21 protein-coding genes are annotated in these 19,237 nt (G+C 36.9%); all 21 read left to right on the top strand.

Annotation, left to right across the window (positions count from 1 at the left end):
* Positions 1 to 621 (top strand): HNH/ENDO VII family nuclease (locus ACH0AK_RS06005; RefSeq protein ID WP_499796786.1); only part of this gene is annotated, 621 nt, incomplete at its 5' end.
* A gap of 13 nt (positions 622 to 634) precedes the next feature.
* Positions 635 to 1,105, top strand: coding sequence for an SMI1/KNR4 family protein (locus tag ACH0AK_RS06000; protein WP_065095971.1), 471 nt, complete (start codon positions 635 to 637; stop codon positions 1,103 to 1,105).
* Positions 1,105 to 1,242, top strand: a complete 138-nt coding sequence (locus ACH0AK_RS05995; protein WP_169059247.1) for a polymorphic toxin type 30 domain-containing protein — start codon at positions 1,105 to 1,107, stop codon at positions 1,240 to 1,242. Before ACH0AK_RS06000 ends, ACH0AK_RS05995 begins: the two co-directional genes overlap by 1 nt.
* Before the next feature lie 14 nt (positions 1,243 to 1,256).
* The gene (locus ACH0AK_RS05990) at positions 1,257 to 1,643 is read left to right on the top strand and encodes a hypothetical protein (protein WP_023519778.1); all 387 of its coding nucleotides are present in this window, start codon (positions 1,257 to 1,259) and stop codon (positions 1,641 to 1,643) included.
* A gap of 92 nt (positions 1,644 to 1,735) precedes the next feature.
* Positions 1,736 to 2,065: a hypothetical protein gene (locus tag ACH0AK_RS05985; protein ID WP_499796785.1), complete on the top strand. Its 330-nt coding sequence runs from the start codon at positions 1,736 to 1,738 to the stop codon at positions 2,063 to 2,065.
* A 210-nt stretch (positions 2,066 to 2,275) separates the two neighbouring features.
* Positions 2,276 to 2,785 carry a hypothetical protein gene (locus tag ACH0AK_RS05980; protein WP_499796784.1) on the top strand — a complete coding sequence of 170 codons (510 nt, stop codon included), beginning with the start codon at positions 2,276 to 2,278 and terminating at the stop codon, positions 2,783 to 2,785.
* Positions 2,786 to 3,167: 382 nt separating this feature from the next.
* Entirely contained in the window at positions 3,168 to 3,554 is a 387-nt protein-coding gene (locus ACH0AK_RS05975; protein ID WP_226076431.1) for a hypothetical protein, read from the top strand.
* 439 nt (positions 3,555 to 3,993) lie between these two features.
* Positions 3,994 to 4,365: a VOC family protein gene (locus ACH0AK_RS05970; protein WP_226076442.1), complete on the top strand. Its 372-nt coding sequence runs from the start codon at positions 3,994 to 3,996 to the stop codon at positions 4,363 to 4,365.
* Positions 4,366 to 4,559: 194 nt separating this feature from the next.
* Positions 4,560 to 5,498, top strand: a complete 939-nt coding sequence (gene trhO, locus ACH0AK_RS05965) for an oxygen-dependent tRNA uridine(34) hydroxylase TrhO (RefSeq protein WP_023519774.1) — start codon at positions 4,560 to 4,562, stop codon at positions 5,496 to 5,498.
* 191 nt (positions 5,499 to 5,689) lie between these two features.
* On the top strand, positions 5,690 to 6,427 hold the full coding sequence (locus ACH0AK_RS05960; RefSeq protein WP_010735302.1) for a metallophosphoesterase: 738 nt from the start codon (positions 5,690 to 5,692) through the stop codon (positions 6,425 to 6,427).
* 299 nt (positions 6,428 to 6,726) lie between these two features.
* The gene (locus tag ACH0AK_RS05955) at positions 6,727 to 8,907 is read left to right on the top strand and encodes a Tex family protein (RefSeq protein ID WP_224434809.1); all 2,181 of its coding nucleotides are present in this window, start codon (positions 6,727 to 6,729) and stop codon (positions 8,905 to 8,907) included.
* Positions 8,904 to 9,371 carry a SprT family protein gene (locus ACH0AK_RS05950; RefSeq protein ID WP_010735304.1) on the top strand — a complete coding sequence of 156 codons (468 nt, stop codon included), beginning with the start codon at positions 8,904 to 8,906 and terminating at the stop codon, positions 9,369 to 9,371. The genes ACH0AK_RS05955 and ACH0AK_RS05950 overlap by 4 nt, the downstream gene beginning before the upstream one ends.
* A gap of 21 nt (positions 9,372 to 9,392) precedes the next feature.
* The gene (locus ACH0AK_RS05945) at positions 9,393 to 10,151 is read left to right on the top strand and encodes a YdcF family protein (protein WP_023519770.1); all 759 of its coding nucleotides are present in this window, start codon (positions 9,393 to 9,395) and stop codon (positions 10,149 to 10,151) included.
* 137 nt (positions 10,152 to 10,288) lie between these two features.
* Positions 10,289 to 11,623: a UDP-N-acetylmuramate--L-alanine ligase gene (gene murC / locus ACH0AK_RS05940; protein WP_010735306.1), complete on the top strand. Its 1,335-nt coding sequence runs from the start codon at positions 10,289 to 10,291 to the stop codon at positions 11,621 to 11,623.
* Positions 11,624 to 11,961: 338 nt separating this feature from the next.
* On the top strand, positions 11,962 to 12,435 hold the full coding sequence (locus ACH0AK_RS05935) for a MaoC/PaaZ C-terminal domain-containing protein (RefSeq protein WP_010735307.1): 474 nt from the start codon (positions 11,962 to 11,964) through the stop codon (positions 12,433 to 12,435).
* 1 nt (position 12,436) lies between these two features.
* Positions 12,437 to 13,117 carry a Bax inhibitor-1/YccA family protein gene (locus ACH0AK_RS05930; protein ID WP_019722650.1) on the top strand — a complete coding sequence of 227 codons (681 nt, stop codon included), beginning with the start codon at positions 12,437 to 12,439 and terminating at the stop codon, positions 13,115 to 13,117.
* A 300-nt stretch (positions 13,118 to 13,417) separates the two neighbouring features.
* On the top strand, positions 13,418 to 16,063 hold the full coding sequence (polA, locus tag ACH0AK_RS05925) for a DNA polymerase I (RefSeq protein WP_010735309.1): 2,646 nt from the start codon (positions 13,418 to 13,420) through the stop codon (positions 16,061 to 16,063).
* Positions 16,064 to 16,464: 401 nt separating this feature from the next.
* Positions 16,465 to 17,301 (top strand): DNA-formamidopyrimidine glycosylase, encoded by an 837-nt coding sequence (gene mutM / locus ACH0AK_RS05920; RefSeq protein ID WP_010735310.1) that lies wholly within the window; start codon positions 16,465 to 16,467, stop codon positions 17,299 to 17,301.
* On the top strand, positions 17,274 to 17,894 hold the full coding sequence (gene coaE / locus ACH0AK_RS05915; RefSeq protein WP_041684210.1) for a dephospho-CoA kinase: 621 nt from the start codon (positions 17,274 to 17,276) through the stop codon (positions 17,892 to 17,894). Before mutM ends, coaE begins: the two co-directional genes overlap by 28 nt.
* 57 nt (positions 17,895 to 17,951) lie before the next feature.
* Entirely contained in the window at positions 17,952 to 18,284 is a 333-nt protein-coding gene (locus ACH0AK_RS05910) for a hypothetical protein (RefSeq protein WP_019722654.1), read from the top strand.
* A gap of 459 nt (positions 18,285 to 18,743) precedes the next feature.
* Positions 18,744 to 19,229 carry a transcriptional regulator NrdR gene (nrdR, locus tag ACH0AK_RS05905; RefSeq protein WP_010735313.1) on the top strand — a complete coding sequence of 162 codons (486 nt, stop codon included), beginning with the start codon at positions 18,744 to 18,746 and terminating at the stop codon, positions 19,227 to 19,229.
* Positions 19,230 to 19,237: the final 8 nt, after the last annotated feature.

The raw sequence follows: 19,237 nt of genomic DNA, 5'->3' as shown, positions 1-19,237 counted from the left end.
GATACTTACCAAGAAAAAGTCAATGTGGCTTGGCGCCAAGGTGTTAATTATGAAACTGGTGAAAAACTAGACCCACTTTTAGGCAGTATCGTCTCTACCTCGCAATACGTCAAAGACGGCTACACATGGATCAACGAATCCGAACTCGGCCAAGCCCTGATGATCTTAGGCTTTACGTATGCGTCTTACAAAGTCTTGACGACCACTGGTGTGAAGCAGGTAGAGAGTGGTAAGCTTAAGGAGGTGGGTGGTGGAGAAGCTACTAATAATTACTCACAACTAAGAGAATACTGGAAAAAAGATGTTGATTTTAAAGGTACGAAAGTTTATCAAAGAGATAGTATAATTGATATCAATAAAATAGATGTGAAAGGGCGATCTAATCTGCAAAGAATGGAACTGGGATTAGCTCCACTAGGGCCAGACGATAATCCTATAAATTTACATCATATGACGCAACGAGATATAAGTTCTATTGCTGAGGTGGAACAATCTTTCCATCAAATTAATTCTAAAACGATTCATATCAACTCTAACTCAGTGCCATCTGGAATAGATAGAAAATCTTTTAATAAATGGCGTGCTGACTATTGGAAAAATAGAGCAAATGATTTTAAATAAAGGAGACAATGGAATGGTTAATGATTACAATAAGGCGAAGAAAATAATTGAAGAAAATAAGGATTTAGCGGATGATTTTGGTGGAGCTACTGATGTTATCATACGCAAGGCCCAAGTAGAACTTAATTTACGATTTCCAGAGGATTATAAACGTTTTTTATCGTCTTTTGGTGCTTTGACGTTTGGTTCAATTGAAATTTATGGGGTTTTTAGAGAGGATTTTGAAAATTCTGGCGTTCCCGATGCCGTTTGGGCAACTTTGAATGAACGGAAATTAGTAAATATGCCAGCCCACTTAGTTATTCTGTATAACACTGGAATGGGAGAAATGTATTGCTTGAATTATCAAGAATTAAATGAAAATAGCGAACCTAAAATAACTTCATATTTCCCTGGTTTCTCTGAAGGTTCACAGAAAAATGAAGCATTATACAATAATTTTGGAGAATTTCTTCTAGATATGGTAGCAAACGAAATTAATTAATAAATAAAGGTAAAAAAAATTTAGATCCAATTTCTGGTAATTTTCAACCTCCCGGAATTTCGAGACCCACTAGTAAATTTTATAATGAAGATCTTATAAATAGTACCCATATTCCGATTGAGACACCAAAAAAATAGAAGGAAGTATCTTAATGGATTGGTTAGATACTCTAAAAAATCAACAGAAAAATAAGAATGACAAGTTGGAGGCGGTGGGCTATATAAGAGACATTTTAGATTATGGTGATATGTCAAAGAATAATGCTAAGAAATTTATCGATAATCTGGCTGTCCAAGCTACGTTACAGGATGATGATGACATAAAGGAATTAATATTAGATGCAATATTAGAAGGGTCGAAAGATCCAGATCTTGAAAAATCAATTGACTTAAATCCAATTATTCATCACTTAAATGACTTTAATGATGAATGTTTGAGTTATATCTTAAGCTTGCTTGGAAATTCTGGGAATGTAAAATATAGACAAATTATTGAATCGTATAAAGGAAACTCGAGATTAAAAGAAAACGTTGAATAAGCATTGTCAGAACTAGATTATCGAATAAAACATAATAAATAAAAATGATATATTATTGGCGAATTTGATGAAATATGTGGAAGTGAGGACTAATGTCAGTAGGATTATTTAAGTATGATGGGGATATCTATGAAGTAAACTCTGAAGTTATATTAAGTGAAAATATATCCTCGCAATCATTTTATGAAAGGTATTGGGAAAAAGCTATAGAAGAGTTAGGCATCAAATATATACAAGATGGCTCGGAATTTGATAATACAAAATTAGAAGTTATCATGGAAGAATTAGATTTATTGAAGAAATGGGCGACAGCAAATCTTCAAGGAGAAAAGCAGGAATACATGATCGCTAGAATAGAAAAATTAGAAGAAGTCATCCCTAGTTCTTTCATTTCAGAACAAGATATATTATATATTTTTTAAAATGAAACCGATGAACTAGCTGATTCTTTGCGCTCATTATACTTTATAGCCTTGACTTGTGAACGCACGAATGAATAGTTATCCGCCTAGTATGGATACAACTAATCAGCGAATTCGAACCAGAAAAAACTTGAAGTTATTAAGCTATGCAGGCGAATTATATTAAGTATCAATATTCTTTAAGATGATTTAAAAATCTTAAGAAATAGGGTGAAAAAAATTTTTGAAATAAAATTTATAATAGTTAAAGATGTTGACACAGAAAATCTTATCGGAGAGTATGGCTATTTTAGTGTCAGAATTGATAATGAATACTACGGGATTATTTTGGAAGAAGAACTAGAAGATTTTACTGTATCTCTATATGATTGGTTTATCAGTTTTTTAAGGGCCTTAGAGATTTTAAAAACAGAAAACTATGTTTTGATTAATGATATTGAATCTTTTAATACGTGGATAGAAATTTATAGAGATAAAGAAATCCTATCTATTAGTAAGGTTTTAGGTACTAAAGTGGGTCAAGGAGGGTGGATTCGCACAGAGAAACTTTCAAATCTGGATTATCAATTCTGGAAAGATAAAAAAATGCTATTTTCTGACTTCAGAACAGAAGTATTAGAGAAATCAGAGTATTATTTATCAGAAATAATTAAACTAAATTCTTTGCAAAATAAAAACATTCGTAATTTTAAAAAATTAGTAGAGAAATTAAAATTATAAACTTTAGAAAATAGCAAGTAAGGTATTTCAAGAACAAAAAATCATCACATCACTGGTATGTGGATGATTTTTTGTTCTTGATACTTTAAGTTGTACATCGAAAATACAACACGTGAATGAATCTTAACAATGATTTTTAGGCTATACGTACATTTTCAACTCCTGCTCCATAGTCTATGAGGAGAAATCATAAAATGAAAAAAACATTTTAGATAGAAAAACTAGTTTAATAGGGTAAAAAATGATAAAACTAAATCTAAAATTTGAGAATGAAAGAATTAACGGACAAGTAACGTATGAAGAAAAGGATTGAAACTTAGATTTTAATCCCAGATCAAATACAGATATTTTATTACTTGTCAGTTAATTGGAGGAAAATATAGTGAAGGAAAAACAAATAGAAAACGTCTTACAATTGTATGGAAAACAACAAATATTTAAAATTGAAGACTTCTTAATTTCAGAAATTGATAAAAATAACATACAAGATACAATAGATTTCGTAGTTTCTGATGATACTAGTAAAAATAGTAATTTTAAAGATGAGTTGTATGAAGGAGACGAATACGAGGGAATATTTTTAGAAGGTAATCAATATTTATTAGCTAGTTCTGTAGGAGAAGTAACGATAATAGATATGATAAGTGAGGATCATGGTGTTAGTGTAAAAGACACCCGTGTAAAATTTACGGAAGAAAGTTTTATTATTCTAATAACAAATAAAGAAGAAACTCTTGACTGGATAAAAAAATATAGGGCGGATAAATAAAAATAGAAGAACTTTGAAATCAATGTTTTAATTAATGAAATTGTATCTTTTAAAACCACAGGAAATAATACAAGATGATTAATATAAAAAAAGTAAACTGAATAGATGAAGACTCAGGAGAAGCTGATATTTTACTTTCAGATGGCTTATATTCCATTGAATGTTTTTGTAGTGATTGTGATGTATCAGAAGGTGATATGTTCACAGATATAATTTATGGATTTAACATCAAACACATTGTTAAAAGTTTAAATGAAGAATATATAGTAGATAAAAAAACTGATGACTATGATATAGCATAGACTTGACTAGTAAAAGATGAGTTTACTTATAAAATGAATGACATAAATCACTTTTCTCATTCGTACCTCTCCAACATAGATTTTCAGTACCAGCTATGCTAAACTAGCTAGGACGAAAAAAGTGGAGGAATGAATAGATGTTTACAAATGAAATGAAAATCATGTTATACGTAGATGATGTTGAAAAAAATGCAAATTTCTGGCAGCAGATCGGTTTTGTTGTGTTGGATCGTCAAGAAATGGATGGTACATTGATTATTGAGATTGCCCAATCAAAAGATGCGGGTACTGCGTTTGTTTTATATGATCGTGAATTTATCGAACAGCATTCACCAGGTACAGCTAGTGGGGCACCTTCTTTGATGTTTTATAGTGAGAATATTTTTGGTTTATACAAAAAGATGCAACAATTAGAAGTGACATTAGGTGATTTAGTCCATTTAGGTGAAGAATATGTATTCAATTTTGCAGATCCCGATGGCAATTACTTTGCTGTGACAGGAAAATAACTTACTTAGTAAGAATGAAGCAAGAACTCCGACTGAAATTTTAGTCGGTTTTTTTGTGTCTTTGAATACATAAAATTACGATATTTATATTATGTAAACTATACTTGCGCAAAAATACACAAGCAGAAATATCGTCATTTCATTTATACTTCTTTATACTGTTATGGAATGAATTGATGGAAGGAAGTAACTAAATGGATTACCAAGTACTACTATATTATAAATATACAACAATCACAGAACCTGAACTTTTTGCGAAAGAGCATCTTGCTTTTTGCCAATCACTAAATTTAAAAGGACGTATCCTTGTCGCAGAAGAGGGGATCAATGGGACAGTTTCTGGAACGATCGCAGAAACTGAGGCATACATGGAAGCGATGTTGGCAGATGAACGTTTTGCTGACACATTTTTCAAAATTGATCCTAGCGAGGGTCATGCCTTCAAAAAAATGTTTGTTCGTGCGCGTCCTGAACTAGTTTCACTAAAACTAGAAGATGACATTGATCCAAAAGAAATGACGGGCGCTTATTTGTCGCCTAAAGAGTTTAAAGAAGCGATTCTTGATGAAGATACGGTTGTGATCGATGCACGAAATGACTATGAATATGATCTCGGGCATTTTAGAGGAGCGGTTCGTCCTGATATCCGTAGCTTTAGAGAACTACCACAATGGATTCGTGACCATAAAGAAGAGTTTATGGAAAAACGGGTCGTGACTTATTGTACGGGCGGGATTCGCTGTGAGAAATTTTCTGGGTGGTTAGTGAGAGAAGGATTCAAAGATGTCGGTCAATTGCATGGGGGGATTGCGACCTATGGTAAAGATCCAGAAGTCCAAGGAGAACTATGGGATGGCAAAATGTACGTTTTTGACGAGCGTATCGCTGTCGATATCAATCGCGTAGATAAGCAGATCGTTGGGAAAGACTGGTTTGATGGTACTCCTTGCGAACGCTACATCAACTGTGGAAATCCAGAGTGTAATCGTCAAATGTTAGCCTCAGTGGAAAATGAAGAAAAACATTTAGGCTCATGTTCAGTAGCCTGTGCTAAACATCCGCATAATCGCTATGTCAAAGAAAGAAATCTATCTGCGGAAGAAATCGACGCTCATTTAGCAGCATTTGTATAATTTTTCTAAAAATCAAAGCTGACGTAGTTAGTGTTTATAAAATAAAATGAGAGTCATGAAATTTGTTCTTCAAATTTTCGTGGCTCTCATTTTCATCTGAAATCAGGAGATTTTTCTCTTAACTATTCGGAAATTGTTGCTACCTATGAGGATAAAATTGCGATATAATCAAATGAAAAGGTGGTGGTGTCATGAATAAACCATTTGTCTATGCAATCGGTGATGTCCATGGAAGTTATAATCTTTTTCAAAAGCTATTAACACATTATGATCCACATATTCATCAATTAGTCTTGATTGGTGATTTGAATGATCGTGGACCAAAAACAAAAGATTGCTTATTACTAGGAATGAAGTTAGTGAAAGAAACTGGTGCGGTCTACTTACGAGGCAATCATGAAGAGTACTTCTTACAGTTTCTCCAAGAACCAGAAGACTGGTATCCGTCTTACTTAAGAAACGGTGGAAGAGAAACAATGGAAAGTCTTTTGCATCCAGGTGCAGCAGAAGAATATTCACCAACTGAGATTGCCATGATGATTCGTTCAAGATATCGTGAATTGGTCGATTTTTTATGTAATTTGCCTTTATATTATGAATGGGAAAACTATCTTTTTGTCCATGCGGGTGTTGATCTAACTAAAAAAGATTGGCGTGATACTAGCCCTGGAGATTTTTTATGGATCAGAGAGCCTTTTCATGAGCATAAGAATCGGACTGATAAGACGATCGTATTTGGTCATACGATCACGCCATTACTCCATGGAGATATGCAGACAACTGATTTGTGGATACAAGATCAGAAAATCGGGATCGACGGTGGGGCTGTCTTTGGCGGATCGATGCATGGTGTCGTTTTTGAACCAACTGGAATCATCCAAGATATCGAGTATCAAAACAATCAAGGACCATGGCAACCACGTGATTGATCAGAAAAAGTTTTTGATAAAAGTGTATAGTTCTGATAAATAAGCCGAGAAACCCGAAATTTGTTCTTCAAATTTTTGGGCTTTTAAGCTTAGTCCTGAAGGTCAGATTTTGGAAAACCGATTATACATTTTCAAATTAAAAACAAAAATGAATTTTATTTTTGTTCTAGACACTGTTTAGTTACATTTAGAAATACCAGAATCTATGCTAAAATAAATCAGTATGATTTTTTGATTCTTGCTTTTTAATGAATAAACCGTAGTAGGAATCGATTTCGACTTAGAAAAGAGGCTATTTAATGACAGACAAAGTAAATCCAACGATTCTAGATCTTGTAAAGAAAGAATTGGCAGATTATCAAGCAAAACAGTTGACGACTGTTTTAAATCTATTAGCAGAAGGAAATACGGTGCCTTTTATTGCTCGTTACCGTAAAGAAATGACCGGAAGCTTGGACGAAGTACAAATCCGTGAAATTGAAGAGCGCTATGCTTATTTAGCAAATTTGGAAAAACGTAAAACCGAAGTCTTGCGTTTGATTGATGAACAAGGAAAATTGACTCCAGAATTACAACAAAGTATTACACAATCTGTAAAGATGCAACAAGTAGAGGATTTGTATCGTCCATACAAACAAAAACGAAGAACGAAAGCGACGATTGCGAAAGAAAAAGGGTTAGAACCTTTAGCAACTTGGTTATTGACCTTTTCATCTGAAGATGTTTTGACCGAAGCAACTAAATACGTCACTGAAGAAGTTCCGTCTCCTGAAGAAGCCTTACAAGGTGCCCATGAGATCATTGCAGAGCAGGTAAGTGACAATGCAAAATTCAGAACATGGGTCCGCTCATATACGTACAATAAGGGGCTATACGAAAGTACCGTCAAGAACAAAGAAAATGATGAAAAAGGCGTATATGAAATGTATTACGAGTTTTCTGAACCAATTCATAAAATTGTTTCTCATCGCATCTTAGCAACCAATCGTGGAGAAAAAGAAGAAGTGTTGAAAGTCAATCTTACGGTTGATGAAGCTGCGATTTTAACTTATTTGGAGAAACAATTGATTCCTGATACAGCTTCGTCTTCTGCTAATTCTGTTCGTTTAGCGATTCACGATAGTTACAAACGATTCATCCAACCTGCGATTGAGCGGGAGGTCCGTAATGAATTGACCGAAAAAGCGGACGAGCAAGCCATCGCTATATTTGGTGAAAATCTGCGTAACTTGTTATTACAACCACCTTTAAAAGGGAAAGTTGTCTTAGGCTTTGACCCAGCTTATCGTACCGGCTGTAAATTAGCAGTGGTGGATGCGACTGGTAAGGTTTTAGCGATCGAAGTGATTTACCCGCATAAACCGGCAAATCAAGCAAAAAGAGCCGAAGCAGGTCCTGCATTTGTGAAATTGATTGATCAGTACCACGTGGATATGGTTGCAATCGGTAATGGGACGGCGAGCCGTGAATCGGAGTTATTTGTGGCAGAACAGTTGAAGTTAGCCAAACATCAAGCGTTTTATGCCATCGTCAATGAAGCCGGAGCTTCTGTCTATTCCGCAAGTGATATTGCCCGTAAAGAATTTCCTGATTTACAAGTCGAAGAACGGAGTGCAGTTTCGATTGCTCGAAGATTACAAGACCCGTTGGCTGAACTAGTGAAAATCGATCCGAAGGCTGTTGGCGTGGGACAATATCAACATGATGTTTCACAAAAAAGATTAGCAGAACAGTTAGATTTTGTTGTTGAAACGGCAGTGAACCAAGTAGGGGTCGATGTCAATACAGCGAGTCCTCAGTTGTTGCAACATATTTCTGGTCTAAATAAGACGACTGCTCAAAACATCGTAACGTATCGTGAAGAAAATGGTGCATTTGCTTCTCGAACGCAATTGAAGAAGGTCCCACGTTTAGGGCCAAAAGCATATGAACAAGCAATCGGTTTCCTACGTGTGCCTGGTGGCAAACATGTACTGGACAACACCGCGATCCATCCAGAGAGTTATGCAGTAGCAAAAGAGATCTTACAGGCAAACCAATTATCTGAAAAGGATTTAGGAACGAAAGAAGCAATTGAAAAATTAAGTCAGATTTCTCCACAACGCTTGGCACAACAAGTGCAAGTGGGTGAAGAAACATTAAAAGATATTCTTGAGGGGTTGACCCAACCAGGACGAGATATGCGAGATGAAATGCCTGCGCCACTTTTACGTTCAGATGTATTGAGTATGGAAGATTTAAAACCCGGCATGGAATTAAAAGGAACAGTTCGCAATGTCATCGATTTTGGCGCATTCGTCGATATTGGTGTGAAACAAGATGGTTTAGTCCACATTTCTAAATTAAGCAATAAATTCGTCAAACATCCAACTGACGTGGTTTCCGTTGGTGATGTCGTCACTGTTTGGATCGAACAAGTGGATACGAACAAAGGGCGTATCAGTCTGACGATGCTTTCGCCTTACGAGGATCAAGCGTGACACAAGAAGAATTGCAACAGTTAGTCGAAGAGATTTCTTGGACAAGCTTCCAGCGTCCGTTCATGCACCAAGCAATGTTCAACAAACGTTTGAAAACAACAGGTGGTAGGTATCATTTAAATGATCACCATTTGGATTTTAATCCGACGATGTTTGCAGTAGCCGATCAAGCAACGATCATCGGGATCATCAAACATGAGCTGTGTCATTATCATCTTCACTTGACTGGAAAAGGGTATCGCCATCGTGACTCAGATTTCAAACAGTTATTGGTAAAGACGGGTGGCTTACGTTATGCACCTGCTATTCCTTCAAATAGAAGGCAAAAAATCGAAGGATATCAATGCCAAAAGTGTGCTGAATGGATTTATCGTAAAAGGAAAATCAATACAGATCGCTATTTGTGTGGGCGTTGTAGAGGACGATTGGTATGGCAAAAAACCACGTACTTGGATGTTGAATAATTGTATGAGGAGAGAAACAGAATGACAGGTGAACCATCAAGAATTGCAGACTGGAATTGCTTATTGGATTTTTTAGCAGACCCTGACCCACAGGAGTGTTCGGAACTAAAAGCACCAACACTGATTTTAGCTGGGAATTGTCTGCCCGTCCTAGTAGATGAAGCAGCAAAGGCTTACTTGAACCAGCAGGTTGCGCAAATCGTTTTAGTTGGTGGGATCGGACATGCGACGAAGTATCTCTATAAAAATTTTGAAAAACAAGGATTCTTATTTGAACAAGGTTTAAGTGAAAGTGAGATTTGTGCCCGCTATTTGCTTGAAAAATATAGGTTACCTGAACAGGCACTATTGTTAGAAACGAAGTCAACCAATTGTGGCGAGAATGCTTCATTTTCTTACAATTTATTAAAAGCACAGGGCCCATTACCTGAACGTGTTCTTTTAATGAATGATCCCACCTTGCAACGACGAACAAAGGCGACTTTTGAGAAGAAATGGGGCAATGAGTCTATTCATTTTTATAATTATGTACCGATACTTCCACAAGTGACAGAAAGTACCAAGGGATTCAACTTCTCTGATCAAAGACTAAATGACTTGTGGCCTTCTGATTATTTCCAAGCCTTAGTATTTGGAGAAATAGTTCGTTTGAAAGATGATGCCCAAGGTTACGGACCTAATGGAACGGGATTTATCGGTCATGTCGACATCCCAGATGAGGTGTGGTCTGCTTATTTACGTCTCTTAGCGATGAATGAAAAAGTTTCGCTAAAAAGGTAATCAGGGCACTAATATTTAAGGAACTAAAAATCATCCGAATAAATTTGGTTGAAATTTTTTATTGTTTATAAGATAATGGGTTTCGTGTTGAATGTATGAATAAAATAATGGATGATAGTTAAGAGAAGAGGATTCAAATGAAAAATCAAGAAAATTTGTACCACTTTGTTGGTATTAAAGGCTCAGGAATGAGCTCTTTGGCACTTGTATTACATGAAAAAGGATTAAACGTCCAAGGATCAGATATCGAAAAATATTTCTTTACTCAAAGAGATTTAGAAAAAGCCAATATCTCTATCTTGCCGTTTGATGCAGAAAACGTCAAACCAGGAATGATCGTGATCGCCGGCAATGCTTTTCCAGATTCACACGAAGAGATCCAACGTGCAAAAGAGCTTGGATTAGAAGTGATCCGTTACCATGATTTTATTGCAGATTTTATCCAAAATTATACGAGTATCGCTGTCACTGGTTCCCATGGGAAAACAAGTACGACAGGTCTATTATCACATGTATTGACAGGGATTCGTCCGACAAGTTACTTGATTGGTGACGGCACTGGTCATGGTGATCCAGAGGCAGAATTCTTTGCTTTTGAAGCATGTGAATATCGTCGCCACTTTTTAGCTTACTCTCCTGATTATGTGATCATGACGAATATCGATTTTGATCATCCTGATTATTATACAAGTATCGATGATGTTTTCTCCGCTTTCCAAACGATGGCAAAACAAGTCAAAAAAGCGATCTTTGCTTACGGAGATGACGACTATCTAAGAAAGTTAGAAGCGGATGTGCCGATCTATTATTACGGTATGAATGAAGATGACGATATCCAAGCACGTAATATTGAACGTACGACAACTGGTTCAGCTTTTGATGTGTTCCATGGCGAAGAGTTTGTTGGACACTTTACAGTTCCAGCATTTGGAAAACATAATATTTTGAATGCACTTGGTGTTATCGCAGTTGCCTACTTCGAGAAGTTAGACGTGAAAGAAGTTGCTGACGAAATGTTGACATTCCCTGGAGTGAAACGTCGTTTTAGCGAGAAAATCGTGGCTGATATGACAGTCGTTGATGACTATGCTCACCATCCAGCAGAAATCAAAGCAACTATTGATGGCGCACGTCAGAAATATCCAGACAAAGAAATCATTGCAGTCTTCCAACCACATACATTTACTCGTACGATTGCCTTGATGGATGAATTTGCCGAAGCCTTAGATTTAGCTGACCGTGTGTATCTATGTGATATTTTTGGTTCTGCCCGTGAAGAACAAGGGGACGTTAAAATCGAAGACCTAGGGGCAAAAATCAAAAAAGGTGGTCAAGTAATCAAAGAAGATAACGTTTCGCCGTTATTAGACTACCACGAAGCAGTGATTATTTTCATGGGTGCTGGTGATGTTCAAAAATTTGAACAAGCCTATGAAAAATTATTGAGCAGTACAACGAAAAACGTTCTGTAATCATCTAAGTGAATAAAAGAAGTTAGCGTCAAAAGGGATTGTCAGGTGGCAGCCCCTTTTGGCGTTTATTTGTGGGTGATAGGTAGAGTTCTTTTTCAGTAATGTTTCGCCTGCTTATAGTGACCGTAAGTATTCAATCGAATTAAGAAATCCTAAAGTATCCAGACAAAATACGAACGGTTTTTATTCAACTATGCTATAGTCTTCAATAAATAATGTACGATCATCGAAGTGATTGCTTACATAAGTGAAAGACCAAAGCATGTTCTGTAACTTGCGTTTTTTGTATGATTTGGTACAATTGGTACGAATGAATAAATAAACTGGAGGGTTTAAACTTGAACATAAGTAAACCGCGTAAATTAGGAAAAACAATCAATGAAATCGAGGAAGGCGACTCGTTATCTTTAACAGAATCAATTGAAGATAGTCAGTTATTATTATATTTAGGATTAACAAACGATGCCAATCCTTTATATATCCAACATGATTTTGCACAGAAAACGGAATATCATCAACCCATTGTTCCAACTGTGATGTTAATGGGAATCATAACAAGTGCAGTGTCAAAACACTTGCCTGGTCCAGGTTCTCATGTGGTGAATTTTTCAGCTAATTTTGTCGAGCCGGTTTTTCATTATGAAACATTGACTTTTCAGTTTGAAGTCATTCGAGTGGATAAGATGAAAAATGTTGTGACTATTTCAGTGGAGGCCACGAATACACAAGACAATCGTGTATTAGATGCAGTAGTCATGGTACAACCACCAGAATTAGAACAAGAATTAACTCTTGAAAGTGAAGGTGAATAAGATGAACAATCAAATCATATCAAATAGTATCAACCGCTTTTATGCGAAAGTCTACGGATTTTTAGGAATCGGTCTAGCGCTGAGTGCGATCACTTCCTATTTAGCGATCCAAGTTTTTCCTTATCAAGTAGCAAGCTTCATCAATAATTTTCCATTAGGTTTTATGGGATTATGGATTGTCCAAATCATTTTGGTTTTAGTTTTAGGAGCAAAAGCACAAAAAAATCCAAGCTTAGCAATCGGTGGATTTATCGCATATTCCTTATTGAATGGTATCGTTTTAGCTGTTACATTAGCTTTTTATGATATCGGAACGATCACAACTGCTTTTATTTCAGCAACTGGGATGTTCATTGGGATGTCAGCAATCGGGATGTTCACTAAAAAAGATCTATCAGGTGTGGGTCGTGCCGGAATGGCAGCGTTGATCGGTGTGATCATTGCGATGGTCTTGAATGTTTTTATTTTAAGAAGTAGTGCAGTTGAACTGTTCATCTCATTACTACTTGTCGTGATTTTTGCAGGTATTACTGCTTATGATAACCAAAAGATCGCAAATGTATATGTTCAATCAAATGGACAAGCAAATAGTGGGATTGCCGTATTCTTGGCACTTCAACTATATCTAGATTTCATCAACTTGTTCTTGGCATTCTTACGAATCTTTGGACGTAATAACTAAGCAATAAACGAAGAGCAAGATAAAAATATCTCTCATATGAAAAGAAAGAATCCACAGAATTTGATCGTCAAATTCTAGTGGGTTCTTTTTTGGGTCCTCGATACCAGTAATCACTATTTTTATCCTAAATTACTTTGTTCGCAATCTAGGATAAACGGTATTCAAAAAGTAAGACTGGTGTCTTACGCCTTAGTACGTACCGCTTTTCTAACAACCTTTTGCCTGTCCGTTTTTTCTTTTCGCATTCTTTGGCATTCTTTGTTAGAATGAGAAAGAACTTTATAGTAAGGAGTTAAGCGGATGACTAAAAATAAATTATTACTCGTTGACGGAAATAGTGTGGCCTTTCGTGCATTCTTTGCGTTGCACAATTCGTTGGAACGTTTTAAAAATCGTAATGGGTTGCATACCAACGCAATCTATGCGTTTCATAATATGTTTGAAAATGTCATGCAAAAAGAACAACCAACGCATGTTTTGGTTGCTTTTGATGCAGGGAAAACAACATTCCGAACAGAAATGTACGCAGAATACAAAGGTGGCCGTTCAAAGACACCGGGAGAATTCAAAGAACAAATGCCTTATATCCGTGAGCTTCTAACCGGTCTGGGTGTGAAGTATTACGAGTTACCGAACTATGAGGCAGACGATATCATCGGTACTTTGGCAGAAAAAGTGGATAAAGAAATATTCGATGTAGTTGTCTTGTCCGGTGACCGAGATTTAACACAATTGGCATCAAAAGAAATCAAAGTCGATATCACTGTGAAAGGTGTAAGTGATATTGAAAGTTATACGCCAGAACATGTGGCGGAAAAATATGATGGCCTTACACCGAAACAAATCATCGATATGAAGGGATTAGCAGGGGATGCTTCAGATAATATCCCTGGCGTAACAAAGATCGGTGAAAAAACAGCGATCAAATTATTGAATCAATATGGCTCTGTTGAAGGGATCTATGAACATATCGACGAAATGAAACAAAGTAAGATGAAAGAAAATCTGATCAATGACAAAGAGCAAGCTTTCTTGTCCAAAAAATTAGCAACGATCGATACCGATGCGCCAGTAGAAGTTGATATTGACTCCCTTGCCTATCAAGGAAAAGACTTAGATAAATTGGTGCCTTTCTTCAAGGAAATGGATTTCAAACAATTTCTTGCTAAATTAGATGTGGTCGAAGAACAAGTAGAAATGAAAGATATTTTGTTTGAAGTGGTCCATGAATATGATGAGAGCATGTTCCAGACAAATATGGCTTTATATGTTGAGATGATGGGCGACAACTATCATACAGAAGACATCGTTGGTGTGGCATGGGGAACACCAGAGAAAATCTATGTGACAAATGACTTAGCGATTTTTGAAAATGAAACCTTTCTTTCATGGGTCGGGGACAAGACTCGTCTGAAAAATGTATATGATGCTAAGCGTACGTATGTGGCATTGAACCGCTATGCAGCGAAATTACAAGGGATCGACTTTGATGTCTTACTAGGTGCTTATTTATTGGATACGAACGAGAAAAGTGAGGACATCGAAGGGATAGCGTCACATTACGGGTATCATGATATCCAATCGGATGAAGCAATCTACGGAAAAGGCGCGAAGAAAGGTCTACCAGAAGATGAAGAAGTTTTCTTTGCCCACCTAGCACGAAAAGTTTCAGCAATCAATGGTTTGACGCCTAAACTAAGTCAAGAATTAGCAGAAAAAAATCAAGAAGATCTTTTCCGAAAAATGGAATTACCTTTGTCGATCATCTTGGCTGAAATGGAAATCAGTGGGATCAAAGTGGATGCGACTCGTCTTCAAGAAATGAAAATCGAATTTTCGGATCGATTGAGAGAGATCGAACGAAAAATCTATGAAGAGGCTGGAGAAGAATTCAATCTAAACTCACCTAAACAATTAGGTGTGATCCTTTTTGAAAAGATGGGTCTTCCAGTGATCAAAAAAACCAAAACAGGCTATTCGACTGCGGTTGATGTCTTAGAACAATTGCGTGAGCAAGCACCGATCGTTGACGATATTTTGATTTATCGCCAAATCGCTAAAATCCAATCGACCTATGTCGAAGGTTTACTGAAAGTGATCCAATCGGACGGGAAAGTCCATACTCGCTATGTTCAAACATTGACGCAGACAGGCCGTTTGAGTTCAGTTGATCCCAACTTACAAAATATTCCGATCCGTTTAGATGAAGGTCGCAAGATCCGTCAAGCATTCGTTCCTAGAAACGAAGATTGGTTGATCTATTCTTCTGACTATTCTCAGATCGAATTACGTGTATTGGCGCATATCTCAGATGACGAGCATTTAAAAGCTGCCTTTTTAGAAGGACAAGATATCCATTCAAGTACAGCAATGCGTGTGTTCGGCATTGAAAAAGCCGAAGACGTCACACCAAATATGCGTCGTCAAGCGAAAGCAGTCAATTTCGGAATCGTTTATGGAATTTCTGATTATGGGTTATCACAAAACTTAGGCATTACGCGTAAAGCGGCTCAACAATATATCGATACGTACTTTGAAAAATATCCAGGTGTCAAAGAATACATGGAGCGTATTGTTCGTGAAGCGAAAGATCAAGGTTTTGTAGAAACGTTATACCATCGTCGTCGCTATTTACCAGATATCAATTCAAGGAACTACAACATTCGTTCATTTGCCGAACGAACAGCAATCAATACGCCGATCCAAGGAAGTGCGGCGGATATCCTGAAAATCGCCATGATCGAATTGGACAAACGCTTGAAAGAATCGGACTTGCAAGCGACGATGTTACTTCAAGTGCACGATGAATTAGTCTTTGAAGTGCCAGAAAGTGAATTAGAGATGTTAGATAAATTAGTCAGCGAAGTAATGGAACAGGCGGTTGCTTTACATGTTCCACTGATCACAGACAGCAGCTGGGGCAAAACATGGTATGAAGCCAAATAATTCTTTACTTTTATACCGATAGACAAACATCGAGGGAAAATCTTGGATCGGGTTCGTTCGATGCAGGAGTAGATTTTGACAGAGCTGTCCAGCTCTGAGAATAAGGCGAGAAACCCGAAAATTGTTTTTCAAATTTTGGGGTTTCTTGGCTTATTTCTGAAGTAGTTGCTTCGGGGACACTGTTTATCAAGGTTGTGACAAAAGCGTTTTGATCTGAGCAGTAAGATAGAAAAATGAAAAATAGCTTTTCATATTTTTACAATTTTTAGCTTAATGTTGAAGGTCAGCTTATGGAACACCGTTTATTCTGTTTTAAGTTCAGGAACAAAATAGCTTTTATTTTTGTCACAGATAAGTTCGATTCAAAATCAAATAAGTGAAAATTGTAGGTGAGAAAAAGGATGCCCGAATTACCAGAAGTTGAAACTGTCCGTAGAGGATTAGAAAAATTAGTGAAAAACAAAAAAATAAAAAACGTCCAAGTGCTATGGCCGAAAATCATTGAACAACCGGAGGTACCGATTTTTGAAGCAACGTTAATTGGTGAAACGATCGAATCGATCGGTCGCAGAGGGAAATTTTTGATTTTTCACTTGAGTCATTATGAAATGATTTCCCATTTACGGATGGAGGGGAAATATCAATATTTTGAAAAAGAAGAACCGATCGACAAACACACACATGTGATTTTTTCTTTTGAAGATGGCAGCCAATTACGATACCACGATGTACGGAAATTCGGCCGCATGACGATCGTTGAAAAAGGAGCGAGCAATACCTATAAAGGAATCTTGAAATTAGGTCCAGAGCCTTTACCAGATTTATTCTTATTAAAAGACTTTACCGTAGGGCTACAAAAGTCACACAAAGCCATCAAACCTTTATTACTTGATCAAAAGTTGGTCACAGGACTAGGAAATATCTACGTAGATGAAGCATTATGGGAAGCGAAGATCCATCCAGAGCAACCAGCTGATTCTTTACGCCCAAAAGAAATCAAATTACTCCGTCAAGCAATCATCGATGTGTTGTCACGAGCAGTTGAAGCAGGGGGAACAACGATCCGAAGTTATCTCAATGCGTTAGGTGAGTCAGGGAGTTTCCAAGTGGCTTTACATGTCTATGGACAGACAGGAGAAGCATGTATTCGTTGTCAAACACCAATCGTGAAAACGAAAGTTGCGCAAAGGGGGACGCACTATTGTCCAACATGTCAGAAATTAAGAATACCCAAGTAGGATTTGTTTTAGGTTTGACAGGGGGAATTGCGACAGGCAAGAGTACTGCCGCTGCTATTTTCCAACAATATGGCTTTCCAGTGATCGATGCCGATATAGTGGCAAGAGAGGTCGTTGAACCGGATACGCCAGGACTTCAAGCGTTGGTTCAAGCATTCGGCAAAGAGATCCTCCAACAAGATGGTCAGTTAGATCGGGCAAAACTTGGACAATTGATTTTCGGCTCTGTCACTGCACGTGAGCAATTGAATCAAGTATTAGATCCATTTATCCGTGGGAGAATCACTGAAGAAATCACAGAGAAGAAAGCACAATATCCGTTGATCGTTGTCGATATTCCTTTATTGTTTGAAGGACAGTATGATACACAAATGGATGCCGTCGCAGTTGTCTATATCCCAGAATCTCAGCAAATCGAACGCTTGATGGTACGCAATCAATTATCGAAGCAAGAAGCAGAACAACGGGTGAAAAGCCAACTGTCAATCGAGGAAAAGAAACAACGTGCGGATATCGTATTCGATAATCGCCAAACCAAGGAAGATTTATCCGCTGAAATCAAAAAATGGTTGTTGCTTAATCGCTTTCTTTGAGTAAATCGCAACATTTTGCTATGCTATTTATATAAAGAAAGAGGGGGAGATGATACGATGGGTACATTCAAAAACCAAAAAGATAAAGTAGTAGGTTCTGCGAAAGAAAAAATTGGTGAGATTCTCCACAAAGAAGATTTACAGGAAAAGGGACAGATCCAAGCAGAAGAAGGTAAAATTCGTGAAGATGAATACCGGGCGAGAATTGCTGAGTTAGAAGACCAACATGTCGAAAAAGAATCCAAGCGACAGGACTTAACCACAGAACGCAAAGATCCGGAAACAAGTCCTGAAGTAAACCAAGACCCCCAATTCGATCATCGTTCAACAGAACAAAAAATCGAAGAAGAACGAATGAAACATTACACGGGAATCGAAGATAAACTATAGGGATTACCCAAGCATTGATTAAAATAGAAAATCAAAAAGAAACAGGCTGGTGCTGAACGCCAGTCTGTTTTCGTTCGTTGAGATAAAAACACAACAAATCTTTCAGTTCAAGCGATTTTTTAACTGGGACAGTCGCATTGCTTAATTGTTTCATGTTATACTAAAGTTAGTAATAAGAAAACGTTTATTACGATCCACTTGAATTAGTTCAATAAAAAATCAGTGGAAAAAAATCTAAAACAATAAGCAGTGAAGTTGTGAAAATCACTTTGAACTGAGCAATAAGATATAAATTGAAAAAATCCTTTTCATATTTTATAATTTTTAAGCTTAGTGTTGAAAACCAGCCTTTTTAACACCAATGATTCATAATTGGTGTTAAAAATCAACTGATAGAACAACTTCATATGGTACATTCAAATAAGCGATCAAACTACACCAAGAGAGGTGAAAATTACGATGAGATGTCCTAGATGTCAACATAATAACTCAAGAGTGATCGATAGTCGTCAAGCTGACGATGGTCGAGCGATAAGAAGACGCCGTGAGTGCGAAAAATGTTCCTTCCGTTTTACAACCTTTGAACGAATTGAAGCGGCACCTTTATTAGTCATCAAGAAAAATGGTGAACGAGAAGAATTCAATCGTGACAAGATTTTACGTGGATTGATCCGTTCTGCCGAAAAACGGCCAGTAGCGATGGAACAAATGGAACAGATCGTCAACCATGTTGAAAATCGTGTAAGAAGTCTTGGCGAAAATGAGGTTTCAACTAATCTGATCGGTGAATACGTCATGGAAGATTTAGTGAACTTAGATGAAATCGCCTATATTCGTTTTGCGAGTGTCTATCGTCAATTCAAAGATATGTCTGTCTTTTTGAAAGAATTACAAGACATTGTTGATAAAGCAAAAGATACGAGTAATAGTGAAAATGATGCGTAATTAATAAA

Source organism: Enterococcus pernyi, assembly GCF_045371165.1.
In the GTDB taxonomy this organism is placed as follows: Bacteria; Bacillota; Bacilli; order Lactobacillales; family Enterococcaceae; genus Enterococcus_B; species Enterococcus_B pernyi.
The sequence above is the reverse complement of the archived record's forward strand: the minus strand, read 5'-3'. Positions and strand labels throughout refer to the sequence as shown.